The following is a 19,365-nucleotide window of genomic DNA, read 5'->3' as shown; positions in this document are numbered from 1 at the left end:
GCGATGGTGATCTTATAGAAAAAAGGATTAATTTTGCTAATATGGATAATAAAAACAGCATACTATTGGTTGATCCTGAGTTTGACCTGAATACGGCTGCAGATTGCGACCTGTTGTTAAAAATAACACCGGATAGTTTCTCTTATGCAATCATTGATAAGGGCCGCAGACAACTTAAAGCAGTTTATGATGAGCAGGAGTGTAACGATGTACCGGCAATGCTGGCCATCAAACTTAAGAATGATGTTTATTTAACCTTAGCTTTTAAAGAAATTAAAGCTGCTGTATATACAGAGAATTCGATCAATGTTCCTAATGAACTGTTTGATCCACAACAGCTCAATCAATACGCTAAATTCTTTACCGAAACACAATCAAATAACTTATATACCAGACCATTTAAAACATTTGGTTTTACCTCAATCTTTACCCTTCAGCAATTTACTGAAGAAACACTGACAACATCTTTAAGTAATTGCAAGTTATATGCGCAAAACGCACCTGTACTTACACTTGCGGCTCAAAGTGACAAAACGATTTTATTGCTCGATTTTACTGCATCTTCATTCAATGCTTTATATAGTACTGGCGAAAAGCTGATCTTTCAAAATTATTACCAGACTGATAACGCTGAAGAGTTTAACTATTATCTATTATTGATCGTTAGCCAGCTTAACATCAATACAGCCAATACAGAAGTACAGTTAAGTGGCATTATACATTCTGGAGACGATTATTATCAATGTATAGCAAAATACTTTAACAACATCAGTTTCAATTGCCCCCCTGTTAAAGAATTAGACCACAAAATTTTAGATGATATGCCTGCTCATTATTACAGCAGCTTGCTAGCCCTTGATTTATGCGAATAATAGGAGGAAAATTAAAAGGCATTCGCCTTAGTGCCCCCGAAAGTTTACCTGTTAGGCCCACTACAGATATGGCCAAAGAAGCACTTTTTAACATTCTGTATAATACTTACGATTTTGAAGAGTGTAGGGTGCTTGATCTGTTTTCGGGAACAGGAAACATTAGCATAGAGTTTGCATCAAGAGGAATAAAACAGGTAACAGCGGTAGATAAACACTCAGGCTGTGTGTATTGGCTAAAATCAGTCATAAAAAAATACGATTTACCCGAAATAGACGCGCACAAGGATGATGTTTTTAAATTTTTAGAAAGTGATCAGGAGACCTACCAAATCATTTTTGCTGACCCTCCCTACGATTTACCAACAATTCCATTAATACCGCAGCTGGTTATGAAGAATAATTTACTTACTGATAACGGCTTGTTAATAGTAGAACATCCATCTTTACTAAAAATGAAAGACCAACCAGGTTATAAAGAAACCAGAAGGTATGGAAATTCATCTTTCAGTTTTTTTGAAAAAAATTAACCCTATGAAGATTGCACTTTTTCCAGGTTCATTCGATCCCATAACTATCGCTCACGTTGATATTTTAAAACGCGCGTTACCCTTATTTGATAAAATCGTGGTAGGCATTGGATTGAACAGTTCAAAACAAAGTTTTTTATCTGCAGAGAAGCGAGAAGAAATTGTAAAAACGGTATTTGCAGATACAGCCCAGGTTGAGGTACAACTTTATGAAGGTTTAACAGTTGATTTTTGCAAAAAAATAAATGCAAAATACATGGTCAGAGGAATTCGTTCTGTAGGAGATTTCGAATACGAAAGAGCCATTGCACAAATCAACCAAACCATGATGCCCGAGATGGAAACCATCTTTATACTAAGCAAACCCGAATATTCTGCAATCAGCTCAACCATTGTACGCGATATTTTGCGCAACAATGGGAATGTAAGTCAATTTTTACCACAAGAGGCGCTTCCCTTTTTATAAAGTGAAGCGCCTCTTGTGGTCATTTTATAACCTTACGAGTACAACAATGCCCCAACTTCCAATACTTGTACTATAGAAGGATAAGTGTTTTTAAGGATAGGCTCCAACTCGGTTCTACCCAACCAGATGGCCTTAGTGATTCCTTCTTCTTTTTGAGGAATCAGCTTAGGTACTCCTTTAACAGTCATGCTGTACCAATTGGTTTTCTTTAAAACGATTTTGCCTCCTAATGTATACACATGATAAGTTTTACATAGCTTTTCACCATTGGTAAAGATCTTTACTCCACACTCTTCCTCTACTTCACGCAACGCAGCTTGTTTCATTTTCTCGCCGTTTTCGACCTTTCCTTTTGGCAAATCCCATCTTTTATTCCTAAAAATAAACAGGTAATTCCCCTTGGCATTAGCTACCAACCCTCCTGCTGCTTTAATAATTAAGCAGCTACTTTTAATTCTTTTAAACAAGCCCTTCGGATCCGGATCCAGTAATAAGTAGGATTTTCCTGTTACTCCAATTACATGCTTATAAAATGTCGAAAAATCAAAACCCACAACACTTAAACGTTCAAATTCCGCCAATAAATCTGGAACAGCATCTGTTATATATAATGTATTATCGTTGATATAAATCCTGTAAGTCTTCATAGTTTGTAGCCAATATTTTAAAAATGGTTGTTCATACTTGTTTTAAAGCACATTTTATCAATGAAAACCAATTTTTAAAAGTACAGAATTACCACGAAAAAATAATTCAATTTCAACCGCTATATTTAAATGTTATATCACTTGACCTACTATAAATATTGAAGCATCATTTTTACCTCTTTCATTTCGCGTAATCTAAACAGCGCTTTCTGCTTTGCTCTGCGAATGGTTTCCGAACTCAGTCCCAATAAATTACTGATATCCTCATTTGGTAATGGCCTGCCTCCACCCATTCCATAGGCCAAACGAAGAATATTCTGGTCACGCGGACTAAGTACATTCATCATCCGTTGAATATTAATATGAAATGCTTCCCGCTCCAAACCCGCATCAGGTGATACCGCTGCAGGATCGCTCATTGTACTTACCCTAGGGCCTTCTTCAGCGTCTTCTAATGGCATATCAAGCGAAAAAACATCAGCTGAATTTGATAAGTAATCAAGCACTCGTTCATCCGGAATACCCATAAATTCTGTCAACTCATCTAAAGTAGGTAAACGATGCAACTGCTGTTCCAGCAAATCTTCCGATCTCCATAAGTCCATTATTCCACCCAACTGGTTCATAGGTAACCGTATTGTACGTTTATGGAGACCTATACTATACAAAATCGCTTGCCTGATCCACCAAACAGCATAAGAAATAAATTTAAAACCCCTGCTTTCATCAAAACGTTTCGCAGCTTTTACCAAGCCAATATTACCTTCTGAAATCAAATCTGCTAAAGGCATCCCTTCTATTTCATATTTTTTAGCAACTGAAACCACAAAACGCAAATTACAATTCACCAACCTTTCTAATGCTGCTTTATCTCCCGAACTGATCTTTTTTGCCAGTATTACTTCCTCCTCTCCTTTGAGCAATGGAAACCTTGATATCTCCTGCAGATAACGCTCTAGCGAATCCTCAGCACGCCTGGTAATAGATCTTTCTATCTTAATATCTTTCATATAAAATGCTATCTTTTGTGTGACCAGAAGCCAAAGTTCCATAGACATATTGAAAAAGACTAGCACTCTATTAACAACCGCAGTTTCCGCAGAAAAGAATAGAAAAACAGAATGAAATTTTATAAGAGAAGAAAATAATACCCTCCAACCAAATTTTATGAAAAAACTTTCAGTTGCTCCATACCATCTGAGTAACGATCCAATAAATTCTTTATCACACTGATTATCAATAAAAGCCAAAAAATAATTTTTACCAGCAGTTTTAATTAACGATATTCGCCCCCATAGGAATTAATTATTTAACCGAGCATTTTCTTCAATTTCCTGCACTCCTTAACTACATAGTTTAAGGCAGTGTTAGCACAAATTGTAAAGAAATCCGTATTTTTGCGCCATGTATAATAAAAGTGATATTGAATTAAAGGTAGCTGAATTTTTATTACAAATAAAAGCAATAAAGTTACAACCGAATAACCCGTTTACATGGGCTTCCGGTTGGAAATCTCCCATTTATTGTGACAATAGGATCACCCTTTCCCATCCATCTGTTAGAACTTATATCAGGCAAAAACTTACGCAATTAATTCAGGAAGAATTTGGTTCTGTAGATCTGATTGCAGGAGTGGCAACTGCAGGTATCCCACAAGGTGCTTTAGTAGCTCAAGAACTTGGATTACCATTTGCTTACGTAAGATCAAAAGCAAAAGAACATGGAACAGGAAGTCTGATTGAAGGTGAAATCATTGAAGGACAAAGAGTCGTAGTCATAGAGGATCTGATTTCAACAGGTAAAAGCAGTTTACAAGCTGTGGATGCACTGAGAAAAGCCGGACTATCTGTTGCAGGATTGGTTGCCATTTTCACCTATGGTTTTGATCAGGCTGATGAAAACTTTGCTGCTGCAAAATGCCGCTATGCAACACTATCTAATTACAATACATTAATTGATTATGCTGCAGAGCATAGTTTTATAGCGCAAAAAGATGTAGATCTTTTAACTAAATGGCGCAGAAACCCATCTGAATGGGCTAACAAATTAGAAAAACTAACCTAATTATAATGACTGTTATTGAAAGTACTACTGAAGTAAATTTACCTGTAGAAAAAGTATATGCTTTTTTGGCAGATATGAATAATCATCAGCAGTTGATGCCCGAGAATATTTATAACTGGTCTTCTACTCAAGATGAGGCTAGTTTTACCATACAAAACATGGCAAAACTGTCTATCAAAATATCCAATCGTATAGAGAACAAAGAGCTTACAGCTATTCCAACAGAAAAAGCTCCATTTGATCTTGAATTAAAATGGACAGTAGCGGATAACGGTAAAGGTGGCACAACAGCTTCGCACATTATATCAGCTGATTTGAATATGATGATGAAAATGCTTGCAGCGGGTCCACTGCAGAAGCTTGCAGATCATCAAACTTCAAGATTAGCCGAGTTATTAAAATAACAATTCTAAAATTATACTAAAGGGTGCGCAAGGCACCCTTTTTTATTACCTTAAAAATCTGCCAACCTCATTTTTTTCATTACAATAAGAAACCCTATTGCCGTAATTAACAATACCGCGGCTGTTCCATACCATAAAGTTTCAAAACCATAAATGGCAGCAATCCTTGTTCCAATAAAAGGAGAGAATACATGCGCTGCAGAAAAAGACAAAGCATTAACTCCCATATATGCGCCTCTGTTTTTTTGCGATGAGCGTTGTAAAGTTACTGTAGCCATAAATGGCATTGCTAGAATTTCAGCAATACAGAGTACAAAGATGGACACATACAATACCCAAATGCCATTTGCGAGATTTAAAATTAAAAAGGACAATCCACAAAGTAAAACTCCCCAAACAATTACAGCCCTGGCGGTCATTCTTTTCTCCGCAATATGTACCAGCAACATCTCCAACAAAAAGACCACCATACCACTAAATGCCAGAATTACGCCAATATTCGCCTCTGTAAGTTTATAAATAGTCCTATAGTACAAGGGCAGTGTATTTAACAATTGAAAAAAACAAATCGCAAATACACAGCTTAGAATACTGAAAAGCACAAAAAGAGTGTCTTTATACGGCGATCTATCCAACTTTTGATCATCAGCAACAGCTTTATGCTCAACAACCTTCTTTTCATTTCCCTTACGGTTACGGAAATAAATAAAGAACAACAGGGCCGACAAAAAAGCTGCAACTGCGTTGCCATAAAACAAAAATGTATAAGAAACAGCCGCTAAAAAACCACCCAAAGCAGGGCCAATTGAAAATCCCAGGTTCATCGCCATCCTATTTAATGAAAACGACCTGATAATGTTATCCGGCTTTGAATAGTAAGCGATAGAAACAGAATTCGCAGGTCTGAAGGTTTCTGATATAATACTTAATATGAAAACACCAATCCCAAGTTTTACCACCGTATTTAACTCAGGTAGCAGAAAAAACACAGGTACGGTTAAAATCAAACTGATTAGCTGAACTCTAAAGTGTCCAACTTTATCCGTTAACCATCCTCCTAAAAAAGATCCTGAAACAGCACCAACACCAAAGCAGCTTAAAACAGTCCCTGTGTCTTCCAGGTTAAAGTTTAAATGATTAACCATATAAACACCCAAAAAAGGAATAACCATCGCCCCACTTCTATTGATCAGCATAACAAGCGCTAACATCCATGCCGGAGTAGATAGCCCTTTATAAGCGTCCAGATATAATCGTATAAATTCTCTCATTTAATATTTGGCAATTGCTTGCTTTAATATGTTTTTAATGGTTTCAACCGGAAGATCCTGCTCAGGATCAATCAGCATAATTTTCATTCTTGCCCGTTTTTCAATCAAAAGATCAGGGTGATCGATATGCTTGCTTTCAACAATGCCGATATAGGGCTTTTTATACTTTTTATGAAACCAGAGATAACAGAACATTTTTCCTTTATAGTAGAAAAATGGTAATTTGTATTTCCATTCGGCAGTGATCTGCGTATCCAGTCCTAAAATAATATGTTTTAATGCTAGCAAACACCCCCTCAGAGGCTCTTCTTTTTGCTGATAGAAATCATCGAGTGGAGTTAGCATCTCAAATTAGGCAAGCTACAAAGGACGGGAAATTTATCCAAAATTTATAAAGTAATGTAAAAACGAAATTAAATTAATCAGCTAAAAGCCTATTAATTCAGGTGCCTAATTCAATCAATATGCTCTTGGTATCAATCCGCAGTGAGTCCGCCATGAGTCCGCGGTGAGTCCGCCTTTTTCCAGTAAAAAGGCGGACTCACCGCGCTCTAATTGCATAAGGAAGGCGGAGTTATTACGACAGCATACAAGGCCTAAACCGAACAGCATATCAACCTTAAAAGAAACAGTAGATTATTTACTAAAAAGAGACATTATTTCATATCAGTTTGATATTTATCGGTAAATTAGTCATTATAATCCACAAAATCCCGACAAAATTTCCGATTTTACACAAAAAAACAAGGCGGCATTTACTTTGTTTAATAATTGACATGAACTTCAATAACTTCACTATAAAAGCGCAGGAAGCGATTCAACAGGCTTCCGAAATAGCCCAAGGCAATCAGCAACAGGCTATTGAAACAGCACATATCTTAAAAGGTTTGCTTACTGTTGATGAAAATGTAGTTTCCTATATTTTGAAGAAGCTCAATGTGAATCTAAATGTTTTAAATCAACAACTAGATACAGAGATTGAGAAATTCCCTAAAGTTACCGGCAGCAGTCCATATTTAACTTCAGGAAGCAATTCGGCCCTACAAAAAGCTCAATCCTATTTAAAAGAATTTAAAGACGAATTTGTATCTGTTGAGCACATCTTGCTTGGCTTACTTTCTGTAAATGACAATACAGCTAAATATCTCAAAGATCAAGGTGTAACGGAGAAAGACCTTAAAAAAGCCATTATTGCTTTACGGGGTGATAACCATGTTACCGGTCAAAATGCTGAAGCTACTTACAATGCATTAAATAAATATGCACGTAACTTAAACGAATATGCCGAATCAGGCAAACTAGACCCTATAATTGGTCGCGATGAAGAAATCAGGCGGGTAATTCAGATTCTTTCAAGAAGAACTAAAAACAACCCGATATTGATTGGTGAACCTGGTGTTGGTAAAACTGCAATTGCAGAGGGGATTGCTTTCAGAATTATTAAAGGTGACGTTCCTGCCAACCTGAAATCAAAAACCGTTTACTCTCTGGATATGGGGGCATTGATTGCAGGAGCAAAATATAAAGGAGAGTTTGAGGAACGCCTAAAAGCAGTGATTAAAGAGGTAACTCAAAGCGATGGAGACATTATTTTGTTTATTGATGAGATCCATACGCTGGTAGGTGCCGGTGGTGGTGAAGGCGCAATGGATGCTGCAAACATCTTAAAACCTGCATTGGCCCGTGGCGAATTACGCGCAATTGGTGCCACTACCCTGGATGAATACCAGAAATATATAGAAAAAGATAAAGCATTAGAGCGCCGTTTCCAAAAAGTAATGGTTGATGAGCCCGACACCCAGGATGCAATCTCTATCCTCCGTGGGTTGAAAGAACGTTACGAAACTCACCACAAGGTGCGAATTAAAGATGAGGCTATTATTGCAGCTGTTGAAATGTCACAACGTTATATTGCCGATAGGTTTTTACCCGATAAAGCCATCGACTTAATGGATGAGGCTGCGGCTAAACTTCGCATGGAAATGGATAGTGTACCTGAGGAAGTAGATGAAATGAATCGTAAGATTATGCAATTAGAGATCGAACGGGAAGCCATTAAACGCGAAAACGACAGTAAAAAAGTAAAATCTCTGGGTGAGGAGATAGCCAATCTATCAGCTGAAAGAGACGAAATAAAAGCAAAATGGCAGGGTGAAAAAGACCTGGTAGACAATATTAACAATGAGCTGGAACTGGTTGAAAACTACAAACAAGAAGCCAGTCAGGCCGAGCGTGCCGGCGATTATGGAAAAGTTGCCGAACTACGTTATGGTAAAATAAAAGAAGCACAGGATAAAGTTGAAAAATTAAAAACCCAATTAGAAAGCCAGCAGATTGAAGGCCGCATGTTAAAAGAAGAGGTTACCGCTGATGACATTGCCGGCGTAGTAGCTCGTTCGACCGGCATACCGGTAACCAAGTTGATTTCCAGCGAGCGCGAAAAATTATTGCATCTTGAGACTGAACTACATAAACGTGTTGCCGGACAGCATGAGGCTATTGAAGCTATATCTGATGCCATACGTCGTTCGCGTGCCGGATTACAAGATAAACGTAAACCAATTGGTTCGTTTATATTCCTTGGTACCACCGGAGTAGGTAAAACAGAACTAGCGAAAGCTCTGGCAGAATTCCTGTTCAACGATGAAAATGCAATGACCCGCATTGATATGAGTGAATACCAGGAACGACATGCTGTTTCTCGTTTAATCGGTGCGCCTCCTGGATATGTAGGTTATGAAGAAGGTGGACAGCTGACTGAAGCCGTACGTCGTAAACCTTATTCAGTTGTATTATTGGATGAAATTGAGAAAGCACACCCGGATGTATTTAACATCTTATTGCAAGTGTTAGATGATGGCCGTTTGACGGATAATAAAGGTCGAGTGGTGAATTTTAAAAACACAATTATCATCATGACTTCAAATATTGGCTCCCACCTGATACAGGATAATTTTAAAGAGCTGAATGATGAAAACCGTGATGAGGTCATTGCAAAAACTAAAAGTGAGCTATTTGAGCTGTTAAAACAGACGATCAGGCCGGAATTTTTAAACAGGATTGATGAGTTGATTATGTTTACTCCGCTTGACCGCAATGAGATTAGAGACATTGTAAGTCTGCAATTTAAACATGTACAGGAGACACTTGCCGAAATGGGTATCGAAATGGAGGCTTCCCCTGAAGCATTGGACTGGTTAGCCGAACTAGGGTATGATCCGCAATTTGGAGCTCGGCCATTGAAACGCGTGATACAAAAACGCATTTTAAATGAGTTGTCCAAGGAAATCCTGGCAGGAAAAGTAGACAAGGATAGTAAAATAAAATTAGATATGTTCGATCACAAATTTGTGTTTTTGAACAGTAAATAAGACTATTTAAAAGAGGCAGCCTCATAAAAAACTAGTTATGAGGTTGCCTCTTTTTTTTGCTAGTCTTTTTACAAGATTACATAATTAAGGCAACTATTCAGAACAATTCAATTGAAGAACTGTTAATACCGTACAAAGACTCTTCTATCTATATGAAAATTGCTTATATATCCACCTATCCACCACGTGAATGTGGTATTGCTACGTTTAATCATAACCTACTTCGGGCAATTGGCTTCGATAAAACTACTGTTTCGGACGATAGTTATGTAGTCGCAATGAATGATTCAGAGCATTTAGACACCTACGAATACCCCGCAGAAGTTAAGTATAAAATCCGTCAGGAAAACCAGAAGGACTATATCCGTGCAGCTGATTACATCAATACCAGTTTAGTAGATGCCTGCATTATGGAGCATGAATTTGGCATTTATGGAGGTAGAGATGGGGTTTATATCCTTCCATTAATTGCAAGGTTACAAAAACCTTTGGTCACTATTTTACATACGGTATTAAAAGACCCAAGCTATATGCAGCTAACCATTATCAGGGAAATAGCAAAACATTCGTCGAGGGTGGTGGTAATGAGCCATAGGGCAGTTGGTTTTTTAACCAGCATATATGGAATTTCATTTAGCAAGATTCAATTGATTGAACATGGTGTTCCTGATCTGGAAGCTGAAACAGATAACCCGGTTAAAAATGCCTTTCCTTTTAAAAATAAAAAAGTACTGTTTACTTTTGGACTGATCAGCAGAAATAAGGGATTAGAGACCGTTATAGAAGCATTACCACAAATAGTTGCCCAAAACCCCGATGTAATGTATGTGATTCTGGGTACTACACACCCAGGGGTGATTCGTAGTTCTGGAGAAGAATATCGTGATAGCTTAAAAAAATTAGCCAAAAAGCTCAACGTGGAAGACAACCTTACTTTTATCAATAAATTTGTATCGGAAAAGCAGTTGTTTGACTATTTAACGGCCTGTGATATGTATATCACTCCTTATTTAAACGAAGCCCAGATTACCAGCGGGACATTATCTTATGCTATTGGTGCTGGCGCAGCTGTAATTTCAACCCCATACTGGCATGCACAGGAGCTATTGGCCGAAAACAGAGGTCGGTTATTTGATTTTAAAGATGTAGATACCCTTGCCACTATTGTAAATGAATTGTTTGAAGATAAGGCTATGCTAAACAAGCTTAAAGCAAACGCCTACGAGTATGGACTTAATTTACGCTGGCCAGTTATCGGAAAAATATTTGTGGATGCGTTGAACGAAGCCATCATTAAATCTCTTTCCGAAAAAGAAGATACCGATAGACAGATCATAGATCCGGATACCATGCCTTCATTTAATCTGGCACACGTGCGAAGGTTAACAGATGACACCGGTATTGTACAACATGCAAAATATGGCATTCCGAACCTAAAAGAGGGCTATTGCCTTGACGATAACGCCCGGGCCTTGATCATGGCTATCCTGGCTTATCAACAAAATAAAAGTAAAGTTGCTCTGGAACTGCTCCCGGTTTATTTAAGTTATATTCAATATATGCAGTGTGATGATGGCAGTTTCAGAAACTTCTTAAGCTTTACCAGAGAATACCTGGACGAAGTCGGTTCTGAAGATTCCTTTGGACGCACCATTTGGTCGCTCGGCTACCTGATTAATAATGCACCAAATAACTCATATCGTGAATTTGCAAGAGAGTTATTTAATAAATCTGTACCTCATTTTAAAAGCCTGGAGCATCTAAGAGGCATAGGCAATACCATGATTGGCTTATCTGATTACCTGAAAGCGCATCCGGGCGATGAACGGATCAGACATGAATTTGAACGGCTCGCAGAACCACTAAAAGAAGCCTACCGCATAAATAATTACGGGGACTGGCATTGGTTTGAGGAAAAAATGACATATGACAATGCCATTTTACCACTGGCTTTACTTTGTTATTATCAAACCAGCAAGGATGCTGAATCACTTAGCATTGCACTGGAAAGCATGAAATTCTTAAGTCAAAAAACCTTATCTCATGGTTATTTGAATCCGGTTGGCAACGATGGTTGGCTTTACAGAGATGGTCCTGAGATGGCAGTATATGACCAACAGGCTATTGAAACCATGGCAATGGTCTTGATGTACTTTAAAGCTTATGAAATTACCCATGAAATCACTTACATTAAACAGATGTACTTGTGCTATCAATGGTTTTTAGGAGAAAACAGTTTGCATCTTCCTTTATTTGATCATGAAACCAAAGGGTGTGGTGACGGCTTACAGCCACATGGTGTTAACCGTAACCAAGGTGCAGAGAGCACTCTAGCTTACTGGATCTCCCATTTGATGGTATTGAAAGCGCTTGAATTCGAATATATTCAAATCAGCGACCTGGTTTCTGTACAAAAGCAAGTGCTAAATTAATTTGCAGAAACTTGTTCTTCAACTTCAACAGCAACCTCGCGATCAACTGCACTACTTGAATTCCTTAATTTATCTAATAAGAGGTCAAGCTTAACAGTTGCAAAAGAAGAACAATAATCTGAAAGACCATAAGGAATAATCAGTTCGCCATCGTGAATAATTGACCCGCAGGAATAAAGTACGTTAGGCACGTACCCCTCACGTTCATCAGTATTTGGAATCACCAGCGGTTCATTTAAACGACCTATTTCAACAGAAGGATCATTTAAATCGAATAAACTGGCACCAAGAACATAGCGTCGCATTGGCCCTACCCCATGCGTAATCAATAGCCAGCCTGCTTCCGTTTCTATAGGTGAACCACAATTACCGATCTGTATGAACTCCCAGGGAAACGCGGGTGATTGGAGCTTCATTGGATTATCCCACACGGTCAATTTATCGGAATACATCAAATAATTATTCCATCCATCTATCCGCGACATCATCGCATATTGACCATTAATTTTACGTGGAAACAGGGCAAGGTTTTTATTTTGAGCGCCTACACCATGCAACGGACTGATTTTAAAATCATAAAAATCAGTAGTCTGTAGCAATTTGGGCATAATCATAGCGCCATCAAAGGCAGTATAAGTGGCATAAAAGATCACAGTACCATCATCCTTTACGAAACGTACAAATCTTGCATCTTCAATACCCTTGCGTTCAAACTCTGAAATTGGAAAGATAACCCTGTCAGAAAGATCAGTATCTCTGGAAAAACTGATCTCATGATAAGTATCAGATAACCAAAGGATCTTATCATACTCCAGTTTTTTCAGATTATCTTCCTGCATGCTCTTGCCATCTATAATCACTTTCCTTAATGTTGCATAGTCAAACTTATCATTCAGCTTATTACCCATCTCATCTAGAATCTCTATATCGATCATAGAATCTGCAGCCTTTTTAAGAAATAATTTCTTGTTGTAAATGGCATTTTTAATGATTTCTGCTTCATCAATATAATTGCCTGCCGGCATAACAGTAATATTGTGATCGCGGTCTATCAGTGCCCGTCTAAACACCACTGATGAGATATGGCCTTCACCTACTGCTCTGAAACTGATGATCAAACGCTTTTCACCCTCTACAAGATCAGATTGATCCGGGTCCTCAACCACTGAAGGGTTAAAAAAAGCGGCCGACTCTATAGAATATTCATGCGTGAAATAAGAACCTAACAATAGTTTTTCGTATTTATCAAGCGAGTCAAACTCATAACCAGCCTTTTCTATAGATCCTTTTATCTTTTTGCAATGGCGCGTAAGTATTTTGGTGATGTTACGATGCCGTTTAGAATATTCCTGTAATAAAGGAGAAATCAGGCTAAACACTTCTTTCGATGAAAGTCCCATCACCTGCTTAACAACCTCCATTGCCCGCTCCTCTCCATTAAAAAAGAATCGTGCTATAACCCGTTTAGGATCTGGATATACTTTTATCGGTTTTCTTTCTATTAACAATCTCATAAACCTATAACACATTAAGGAGCACAATGATTTATGAATTTAATGTTTTTTTAAAAGAAAAGTAATATAGTACCGAAAATCATTCCTATATGTAGCTTAAAACGGACAACAAATAACTGACAATATTACAATAAAAGTCAGAATGACTTATTTTAGACAAGCAGTTTTGTCATAACTTAAGTTGGATTGTCATTCCAAAATAATAAACACCAGATCTACAAAACTTATCCTTCTACAAATTAACCAGTTACAAAAAATGCCATTTATTGTCACATGAGACTACATTTACTTTGGCACACGACTTGACTATATACCGTAAATGGTCAGGATATAAAAAAATTAAATGACCAGATTATAAATTAAAAAATAACAAAATGAAAAAATTATTATTATCATTAATTGCAGTTTCTGCATTCGCATTTAGCACTCAGGCTCAAACTCAAAAAGGAAAATTTATTGTTGGTGGTAACGTTGCATTCGACACAAATAAATCTGATGCAGATGGTGCAAAATCAAATACAAGCTTCAGAATCGTACCTAGCGTAGGTTATTTTGTAAGTGACAACATTGCAGTAGGTACTGGTGTTGGTTATAGCTATGACAAAACAATTAACAGATTTGAAAACCAGGCATTTGTAGTTAGTCCTTTTGGTCGTTACTATGCTAACTTATCTGAGTCATTCAAATTCTTCGGTCAGTTATCTGTACCAATGGAATTTGGAACGGCTAAATCTGTTAACGCTGACGGTAACGTAGGTAGCAAAGTAGGTTCTTCTACAAAGATCGGTGTTGCTTTATCTCCGGGCTTTGCGTTCTTCCCAACTAAAAGAATCGGTATCGAGTTTGGAGTTAACGGTTTAAGCTACAATAACTCTCGTTTTGAGGATGCTAATGGCGATAAAATAAAAGGTGCTGGTTCTGATTCATTCAGCCTTGGAGCTAACTTCTTCAAACCTAATTTAGGTATCCAGTTCCACTTTTAATACATTTTACATTTGGTTAGGTAAAAAGCCCTTGCAATCGCAAGGGCTTTTTTTTTGGCTGTTTTCATAAAAAATCATGATGGTTTCCTATTTTTGAAAAACCAGCTTATTAAAAAATGAAGAAAAACATATTATTTGCAATTGCATTTGGCTTTGCTTTATCCGTACAAGCACAGAATAATGTGCTAAAACCTGTAAAAGAAAACCCTGCTACTTCAGTTAAAAACCAGGGTCAGTCAGGTACCTGTTGGAACTACTCAACAACTTCCCTTATCGAATCAGAAGGATTGCGTAAAGGTTTAGGAGAACTTAACTTATCAGAAATGTTTACCGCACGCAATGTGTATATAGAAAAAGCCAAAAACTATATCTTACGTCAGGGTAAAGCACAATTTGGAGAAGGTGGTCTTGGCCATGATCTGATCAGGTCAATCTCACTTTATGGCGCAATGCCGCAGGAAGTTTTTCAGGGTGTTAGTGGCGAAATCCCTAATCATACCGGACTGGAAACTGCTTTAAAAACATATCTTGATGACGTACTCAAAAAACGTCCGCTTGATAATGACTGGCTAAAAGGCTATGTACAGATTCTTGATCAAAAAATTGGAGTTCCTCCGGCTAACTTTGAATATAAAGGCAAAAGCTACACAGCTAAAACCTTTGCTCATGATGTATTAAAGTTTGATGCAAATGATTATGTAAACATCACTTCTTTTACCCACCATCCTTATTACAGTCAGTTTGTTTTAGAGGCACCTGACAATTTTTCCAACGGCTCGTTTTATAACCTGCCCCTATCAGAAATGCTGTCTTTAACCATCACAGCTGTAAAAAATGGATATACCATTATGTGGGATGCCGATGTAAGCAACCGAAATTTCCAGCAGCAAAAAGGTTATGCCATGTTATTTGCAGACACAACTGATGCAAAACAAAAAGAGATAAACCCTGAAGCAAAAGAGCTTGCCTATACACCAGAGCTACGTCAGCAATTATATGAGAATTTAACCACTGAGGATGATCACCTGATGCACCTTATCGGTCTTGAGCAATCAGCAAATGGAAAGCTATTCTTTAAGGTAAAAAATTCATGGGGAGCAGTTGGACCTTTTAAAGGTTACATAGAAGTATCAGAGCCCTACTTCGCAATTAATACAGTGAGTTTAGTTGTACCAAAAGCGGCACTCTCAAAAGAACTAAAAAACAAATTAGGCCTGCAATAACAAGTTTTATAAAAGAAAGGGGGATGATAAAATCATCCCCCTTTCTTTTATTTCTTCTGTTCCACTTCCCTATCCATTTCCAGTATATTAACCTGATTGGATTGTGAAAAATCGCCGATAAGGTATTTGTTAAAGTGATCGGCCAGCTTCCAGAAAGTATATTCTGTGAGGTCACCAAAACCGTGACGCTGCCCCGGAACGATCACCAGCTCAAATCTTTTACCAGCCTTCATCAGCGCATTAGCAACCCTGATGGTATTTGCCGGATGTACATTATTATCTACATCACCAGTCATCAGCAACAGATTCCCTTTTAAGTTTTTAGCCAGATCAGGGTTCTTATCAATGCTATAAGTAAATGTAGTATCCCCTTTAGCCGATACCACTTCTTTTACACCATGATGTTTTTCGCTCCACCAGCGGTTATAGATGCTATTGTCGTGATTTCCGGCATTAGATACCGCAGCTTTAAAGAAATCAGGGTAAACAAGCATGGCAGCTGTAGACATAAAACCACCACCAGAGTGCCCTGTAATCCCAACCTTACTGGCATCAATAAATGAATACCTATCGGCAAGCTGCTCTACCGCAGCTTTTTTATCTGCTAAGCCATAATCTCTTAGATTGCCATAGCCATAAGTATGATACCATTTTGATCGCGCAGGGTTTCCACCACGGTTTCCTACTGTAACCACAATATAACCGAATTGGGCCAACCTTTCGGTCCTGTCCATACTTCTACTGAACGATTTATATACAGCTTCCGTTTGTGGTCCTGGATATACATACTCAATCACCGGATATTTCTTATTGGGATCAAAATCAAAAGGCTTATACATCACCCCGTAAATATCCGTAATCCCATCATCAGCTTTTACTTTAAAGGGTTCAGGAAATTTATAACCAGACGCCATCAGTAAGGACAAATCAGCAATTTCAAGATTCATCACAACCCTGCCATTGTTGTCCATAAGTACCGATTTAGGGACAGTGTTGACTCTTGAGAAATTGTCTACAAAGAATTTGGCTTCATCATTCATGCTGATAGCATGATCAAAATCACCGGGGTTTAATAACTTCAGGCCAGATCCATCAAAATTAATGCGATACAGGTGTACATAATAAGGATCTTCTTTAGCTTCCCTACCATTTGCAGTGAAGTAAAGTACCCTGTTTTTCTCATCTATATTTATAATCTCTTCACAATGGAAAGCGCCCTTAGTAATTTGATTTTTCAATTTACCATTCCCATTAAAGAGGTAAAAATGCGCCCAACCATCCCGTTCAGACCAATGGATCAACTCCTTACCATCGTTAACCAAACCCGGCCTGCTCACTTCTACATAAGTATTAAAACGTTCGTCTATTAGCGGAGTAACTACGCCGGTATGAATATCAATCATACATACATCTATGCGTTTTAAATCTCTGCTGCTACGCTGAAAATAAACTTTGCTGTTATTACCAAGCCAAATTGACGGTCTAAATTCATTATCGCGATCCTTATTCAATAAAGGTGCTCCCCACACTGATACTGTTTGGTCTTTAAAAGCCGCTGTGTTCAGTTTTTTATAGGTTTTTGCAGCAAAATCGAAAAGCAGGATTTCGCTGATAGGCGCTTCTTTTTCACCCGGCATCTGGTATTTATAAGTTTCAAGAGTTGGTCTGCCAGTAGCAACATTATTAATTACCCAAAGATCTTTCACTTTGCGCGAATCAGTTCTATTCAGGACAAAATGCTTTGAATCCGGCGACCACATCACATATGCGGCTCTCCTTTTTTTATTGTTCTTTTCATTTTCCTCATTATTTTCTCCATCGCCATTCGCACCATAAGGATAGAATTTAACACCATCTTTCGTCAGCTCATGCTCCACGATAGTGCTGTCTTCTTCATTCTTTACTGCTTTTTTGTAATTCTCTTTATCCATCCAGTACAGGTTAAAGTTTCTGGAAAAAACAATTGCAGAAGAATCAGGGGCTACAGATCCCCAGCTTGGCTTAGCCTTTGGTTTTGTATAATTAGGGATTTCGGTCACCTTGGATTTACTGGTCTCATAGTTAAAATAAAAGATCTTTTTTTGCATAGAATCCGCCGCTTTCTTATCCTTACGGTCCTTCTTTAATTCATCTATAGAGCTTCTCACTTCAAATGTGATGTGTTTTTCATCTGCAGAAAATTTTAGATTTTCCAACGGCAGGTGTTGCGCATCAAAAGGATCTCTGATAATCGTTGTTATCGCAGCAGCAAGGGCGGCATTGTCGAATATTTTGTGCTTGTTTTTACTTATGGGATCAACCAGATACCATTCTTTACCTGCAGGTGTTTCGTACTCATACCAGAAACGGTTGCTTAGCTTAAGCCAATGCGGATCTACTGCTGTTGAATAAATCAGTTTTTTAAGCTTGTTAGGTGAGAATCTGGAAGCCAATTGATAATTGGCTTTTGGGGCAGGCTGCACGGTTTCGGTAATGGTAAATGTTTTGGTCTGTGCCTTTGCGCTCAAATCAATAGAGAGCATAGCCAGCACGGCGGCCAACGTCAGGTAAAGTTTGTTCATTATGAATAAGATTAAGCTGATAAAAATATTGATTAATCCATTGCAAGGGCGAAATTTCTTTGTAATAAATGCGATAGCTATCTTTTATTAAGTTTGATTTTTTAGTTTTGTATCAAATTAAGAACCTATGAATAAGCATTTTTTACCCTTTATCGCCGCCGCAGTAATTATTGCCGCCGGTTGCCAGTCTAAATCACAAACCAGTATTGGTGCGGCTGATAAAGTAGCAGCAGCTAAAGAGGCGACAACGACTACAGAAACTGAGCAAAGGCCTGCAGTAGATGTTTCGAAAATAAAAGTTGCCGATGCAAAGACTATTCTGGCCCGTAAACAAGTACCTATATTGTGCTACCATCAGATACGCAATTGGAAACCCACAGACGGGAAAGTAGGTAAAGATTATATCGTAGAGATTCAAAACTTTAAAGATCAGGTTAAAATGCTGGCCGATAGCGGTTATCATTCTATTTTACCTGATCAGCTATATGCCTATTTAAATACAGGTGCACCCCTACCTGCTAAACCGATCATGTTTACATTTGATGATACAGATATGGATCAGTTTACAGTTGCTGCGCCAACGCTTAAAAAGTACGGCTTTAAGGCCGTGTATTTTATCATGACGGTTTCTATTGGCAAAAAAGGCAAGTTTGTTGATTATATGACCAAAGAGCAGATCAAACAGCTTTCTGATGAAGGTAATGTAATTGGCAGTCATACTTACGACCATAAAAACTTTAAAAAATATCAGGGTAAAGACTGGGAAGAGCAACTGGATAAACCAACAAAGAAACTTGAAGAAATTACAGGTAAGAAAATGACAGAATTTGCTTATCCTTTCGGATTGTGGAATGCAGAAGGTATTCCTGAACTTAAAAAACGTGGTTTCAGAATGGCTTTCGCTCTGGCAGACAAACGTGATCAAAATGATCCGCTGTTTACCATTAGAAGAATCATAGCTAGTGGATACTGGAGCCCTAAAACATTACATAATAGCATTATCAAAAGCTTCTAACGCTAATTAATTTTA

Annotated in this window: 16 protein-coding genes; 10 read left to right on the top strand and 6 right to left on the bottom strand. The window is 37.9% G+C overall.

What is annotated here, in order from left to right; translation table 11 throughout:
- Nucleotides 1-41 precede the first annotated feature (41 nt).
- From P0Y49_05820 to coaD, 3 genes are read left to right on the top strand one after another with little or no spacing between them, the layout of a single operon-like run.
- On the top strand, nt 42-872 hold the full coding sequence (locus P0Y49_05820; GenBank protein WEK20654.1) for a DUF3822 family protein: 831 nt from the start codon (nt 42-44) through the stop codon (nt 870-872).
- Entirely contained in the window at nt 863-1,399 is a 537-nt protein-coding gene (locus P0Y49_05815; protein WEK20653.1) for an RsmD family RNA methyltransferase, read from the top strand. The genes P0Y49_05820 and P0Y49_05815 overlap by 10 nt, the downstream gene beginning before the upstream one ends.
- A 4-nt stretch (nt 1,400-1,403) precedes the next feature.
- A complete protein-coding gene (gene coaD, locus P0Y49_05810; GenBank protein WEK20652.1) occupies nt 1,404-1,865 on the top strand; it encodes a pantetheine-phosphate adenylyltransferase in 462 nt (153 codons plus the stop codon).
- A gap of 32 nt (nt 1,866-1,897) precedes the next feature.
- Here coaD and P0Y49_05805 read toward each other — a convergent pair whose 3' ends face one another.
- Nucleotides 1,898-2,512 (bottom strand): NUDIX domain-containing protein, encoded by a 615-nt coding sequence (locus tag P0Y49_05805; GenBank protein ID WEK20651.1) that lies wholly within the window; start codon nt 2,510-2,512, stop codon nt 1,898-1,900.
- 149 nt (nt 2,513-2,661) lie between these two features.
- Nucleotides 2,662-3,522 (bottom strand): RNA polymerase sigma factor RpoD/SigA, encoded by an 861-nt coding sequence (locus P0Y49_05800; protein ID WEK20650.1) that lies wholly within the window; start codon nt 3,520-3,522, stop codon nt 2,662-2,664.
- 394 nt (nt 3,523-3,916) lie between these two features.
- Between P0Y49_05800 and pyrE the strand changes: the two genes are divergently transcribed.
- Nucleotides 3,917-4,576 (top strand): orotate phosphoribosyltransferase, encoded by a 660-nt coding sequence (gene pyrE / locus P0Y49_05795; GenBank protein ID WEK20649.1) that lies wholly within the window; start codon nt 3,917-3,919, stop codon nt 4,574-4,576.
- Between the two features lie 5 nt (nt 4,577-4,581).
- Nucleotides 4,582-4,980, top strand: a complete 399-nt coding sequence (locus P0Y49_05790) for an SRPBCC family protein (GenBank protein WEK20648.1) — start codon at nt 4,582-4,584, stop codon at nt 4,978-4,980.
- 50 nt (nt 4,981-5,030) lie between these two features.
- On the opposite strand, the gene P0Y49_05785 is transcribed toward P0Y49_05790, so the two are convergent.
- Nucleotides 5,031-6,251 (bottom strand): MFS transporter, encoded by a 1,221-nt coding sequence (locus P0Y49_05785; GenBank protein WEK20647.1) that lies wholly within the window; start codon nt 6,249-6,251, stop codon nt 5,031-5,033.
- Entirely contained in the window at nt 6,252-6,596 is a 345-nt protein-coding gene (locus tag P0Y49_05780) for a DUF1801 domain-containing protein (GenBank protein ID WEK20646.1), read from the bottom strand.
- 431 nt (nt 6,597-7,027) lie between these two features.
- On the opposite strand from P0Y49_05780, the gene clpB reads away from it, so the two are divergent.
- Entirely contained in the window at nt 7,028-9,622 is a 2,595-nt protein-coding gene (gene clpB, locus P0Y49_05775; protein WEK20645.1) for an ATP-dependent chaperone ClpB, read from the top strand.
- Between the two features lie 152 nt (nt 9,623-9,774).
- A complete protein-coding gene (locus tag P0Y49_05770; GenBank protein ID WEK20644.1) occupies nt 9,775-12,054 on the top strand; it encodes a glycosyltransferase in 2,280 nt (759 codons plus the stop codon).
- On the opposite strand, the gene P0Y49_05765 is transcribed toward P0Y49_05770, so the two are convergent.
- On the bottom strand, nt 12,051-13,568 hold the full coding sequence (locus P0Y49_05765) for a glycoside hydrolase family 130 protein (GenBank protein ID WEK20643.1): 1,518 nt from the start codon (nt 13,566-13,568) through the stop codon (nt 12,051-12,053). The genes P0Y49_05770 and P0Y49_05765 overlap by 4 nt on opposite strands.
- Nucleotides 13,569-13,942: 374 nt before the next feature.
- Between P0Y49_05765 and P0Y49_05760 the strand changes: the two genes are divergently transcribed.
- Together P0Y49_05760 and P0Y49_05755 are read left to right on the top strand one after the other, a co-directional pair.
- The gene (locus tag P0Y49_05760; protein ID WEK20642.1) at nt 13,943-14,551 is read left to right on the top strand and encodes an outer membrane beta-barrel protein; all 609 of its coding nucleotides are present in this window, start codon (nt 13,943-13,945) and stop codon (nt 14,549-14,551) included.
- A 116-nt stretch (nt 14,552-14,667) separates the two neighbouring features.
- Nucleotides 14,668-15,774: a C1 family peptidase gene (locus P0Y49_05755; protein ID WEK20641.1), complete on the top strand. Its 1,107-nt coding sequence runs from the start codon at nt 14,668-14,670 to the stop codon at nt 15,772-15,774.
- A gap of 47 nt (nt 15,775-15,821) precedes the next feature.
- Here P0Y49_05755 and P0Y49_05750 read toward each other — a convergent pair whose 3' ends face one another.
- Nucleotides 15,822-18,335, bottom strand: coding sequence for a DPP IV N-terminal domain-containing protein (locus P0Y49_05750; protein WEK20640.1), 2,514 nt, complete (start codon nt 18,333-18,335; stop codon nt 15,822-15,824).
- Nucleotides 18,336-18,462: 127 nt separating this feature from the next.
- Here P0Y49_05750 and P0Y49_05745 point away from each other — a divergent pair, with 127 nt between their 5' ends.
- Nucleotides 18,463-19,350, top strand: coding sequence for a polysaccharide deacetylase family protein (locus tag P0Y49_05745; protein ID WEK20639.1), 888 nt, complete (start codon nt 18,463-18,465; stop codon nt 19,348-19,350).
- Nucleotides 19,351-19,365: the final 15 nt, after the last annotated feature.

The organism is Candidatus Pedobacter colombiensis (assembly GCA_029202485.1).
GTDB classification, from domain to species: domain Bacteria; phylum Bacteroidota; class Bacteroidia; order Sphingobacteriales; family Sphingobacteriaceae; genus Pedobacter; species Pedobacter colombiensis.
This window is presented reverse-complemented; position numbering and strand designations above follow the sequence as displayed.

What these genes read in the sequence shown, in the direction of transcription:
- P0Y49_05820 (WEK20654.1), top strand. Translation starts at nt 42, where the DNA reads ATGGATAATAAAAACAGCATACTATTGGTTGATCCTGAGTTTGACCTG.
- P0Y49_05815 (WEK20653.1), top strand. Translation starts at nt 863, where the DNA reads ATGCGAATAATAGGAGGAAAATTAAAAGGCATTCGCCTTAGTGCCCCC.
- coaD (WEK20652.1), top strand. Translation starts at nt 1,404, where the DNA reads ATGAAGATTGCACTTTTTCCAGGTTCATTCGATCCCATAACTATCGCT.
- P0Y49_05805 (WEK20651.1), bottom strand. Translation starts at nt 2,512, where the DNA reads ATGAAGACTTACAGGATTTATATCAACGATAATACATTATATATAACA.
- P0Y49_05800 (WEK20650.1), bottom strand. Translation starts at nt 3,522, where the DNA reads ATGAAAGATATTAAGATAGAAAGATCTATTACCAGGCGTGCTGAGGAT.
- pyrE (WEK20649.1), top strand. Translation starts at nt 3,917, where the DNA reads ATGTATAATAAAAGTGATATTGAATTAAAGGTAGCTGAATTTTTATTA.
- P0Y49_05790 (WEK20648.1), top strand. Translation starts at nt 4,582, where the DNA reads ATGACTGTTATTGAAAGTACTACTGAAGTAAATTTACCTGTAGAAAAA.
- P0Y49_05785 (WEK20647.1), bottom strand. Translation starts at nt 6,251, where the DNA reads ATGAGAGAATTTATACGATTATATCTGGACGCTTATAAAGGGCTATCT.
- P0Y49_05780 (WEK20646.1), bottom strand. Translation starts at nt 6,596, where the DNA reads ATGCTAACTCCACTCGATGATTTCTATCAGCAAAAAGAAGAGCCTCTG.
- clpB (WEK20645.1), top strand. Translation starts at nt 7,028, where the DNA reads ATGAACTTCAATAACTTCACTATAAAAGCGCAGGAAGCGATTCAACAG.
- P0Y49_05770 (WEK20644.1), top strand. Translation starts at nt 9,775, where the DNA reads ATGAAAATTGCTTATATATCCACCTATCCACCACGTGAATGTGGTATT.
- P0Y49_05765 (WEK20643.1), bottom strand. Translation starts at nt 13,568, where the DNA reads ATGAGATTGTTAATAGAAAGAAAACCGATAAAAGTATATCCAGATCCT.
- P0Y49_05760 (WEK20642.1), top strand. Translation starts at nt 13,943, where the DNA reads ATGAAAAAATTATTATTATCATTAATTGCAGTTTCTGCATTCGCATTT.
- P0Y49_05755 (WEK20641.1), top strand. Translation starts at nt 14,668, where the DNA reads ATGAAGAAAAACATATTATTTGCAATTGCATTTGGCTTTGCTTTATCC.
- P0Y49_05750 (WEK20640.1), bottom strand. Translation starts at nt 18,335, where the DNA reads ATGAACAAACTTTACCTGACGTTGGCCGCCGTGCTGGCTATGCTCTCT.
- P0Y49_05745 (WEK20639.1), top strand. Translation starts at nt 18,463, where the DNA reads ATGAATAAGCATTTTTTACCCTTTATCGCCGCCGCAGTAATTATTGCC.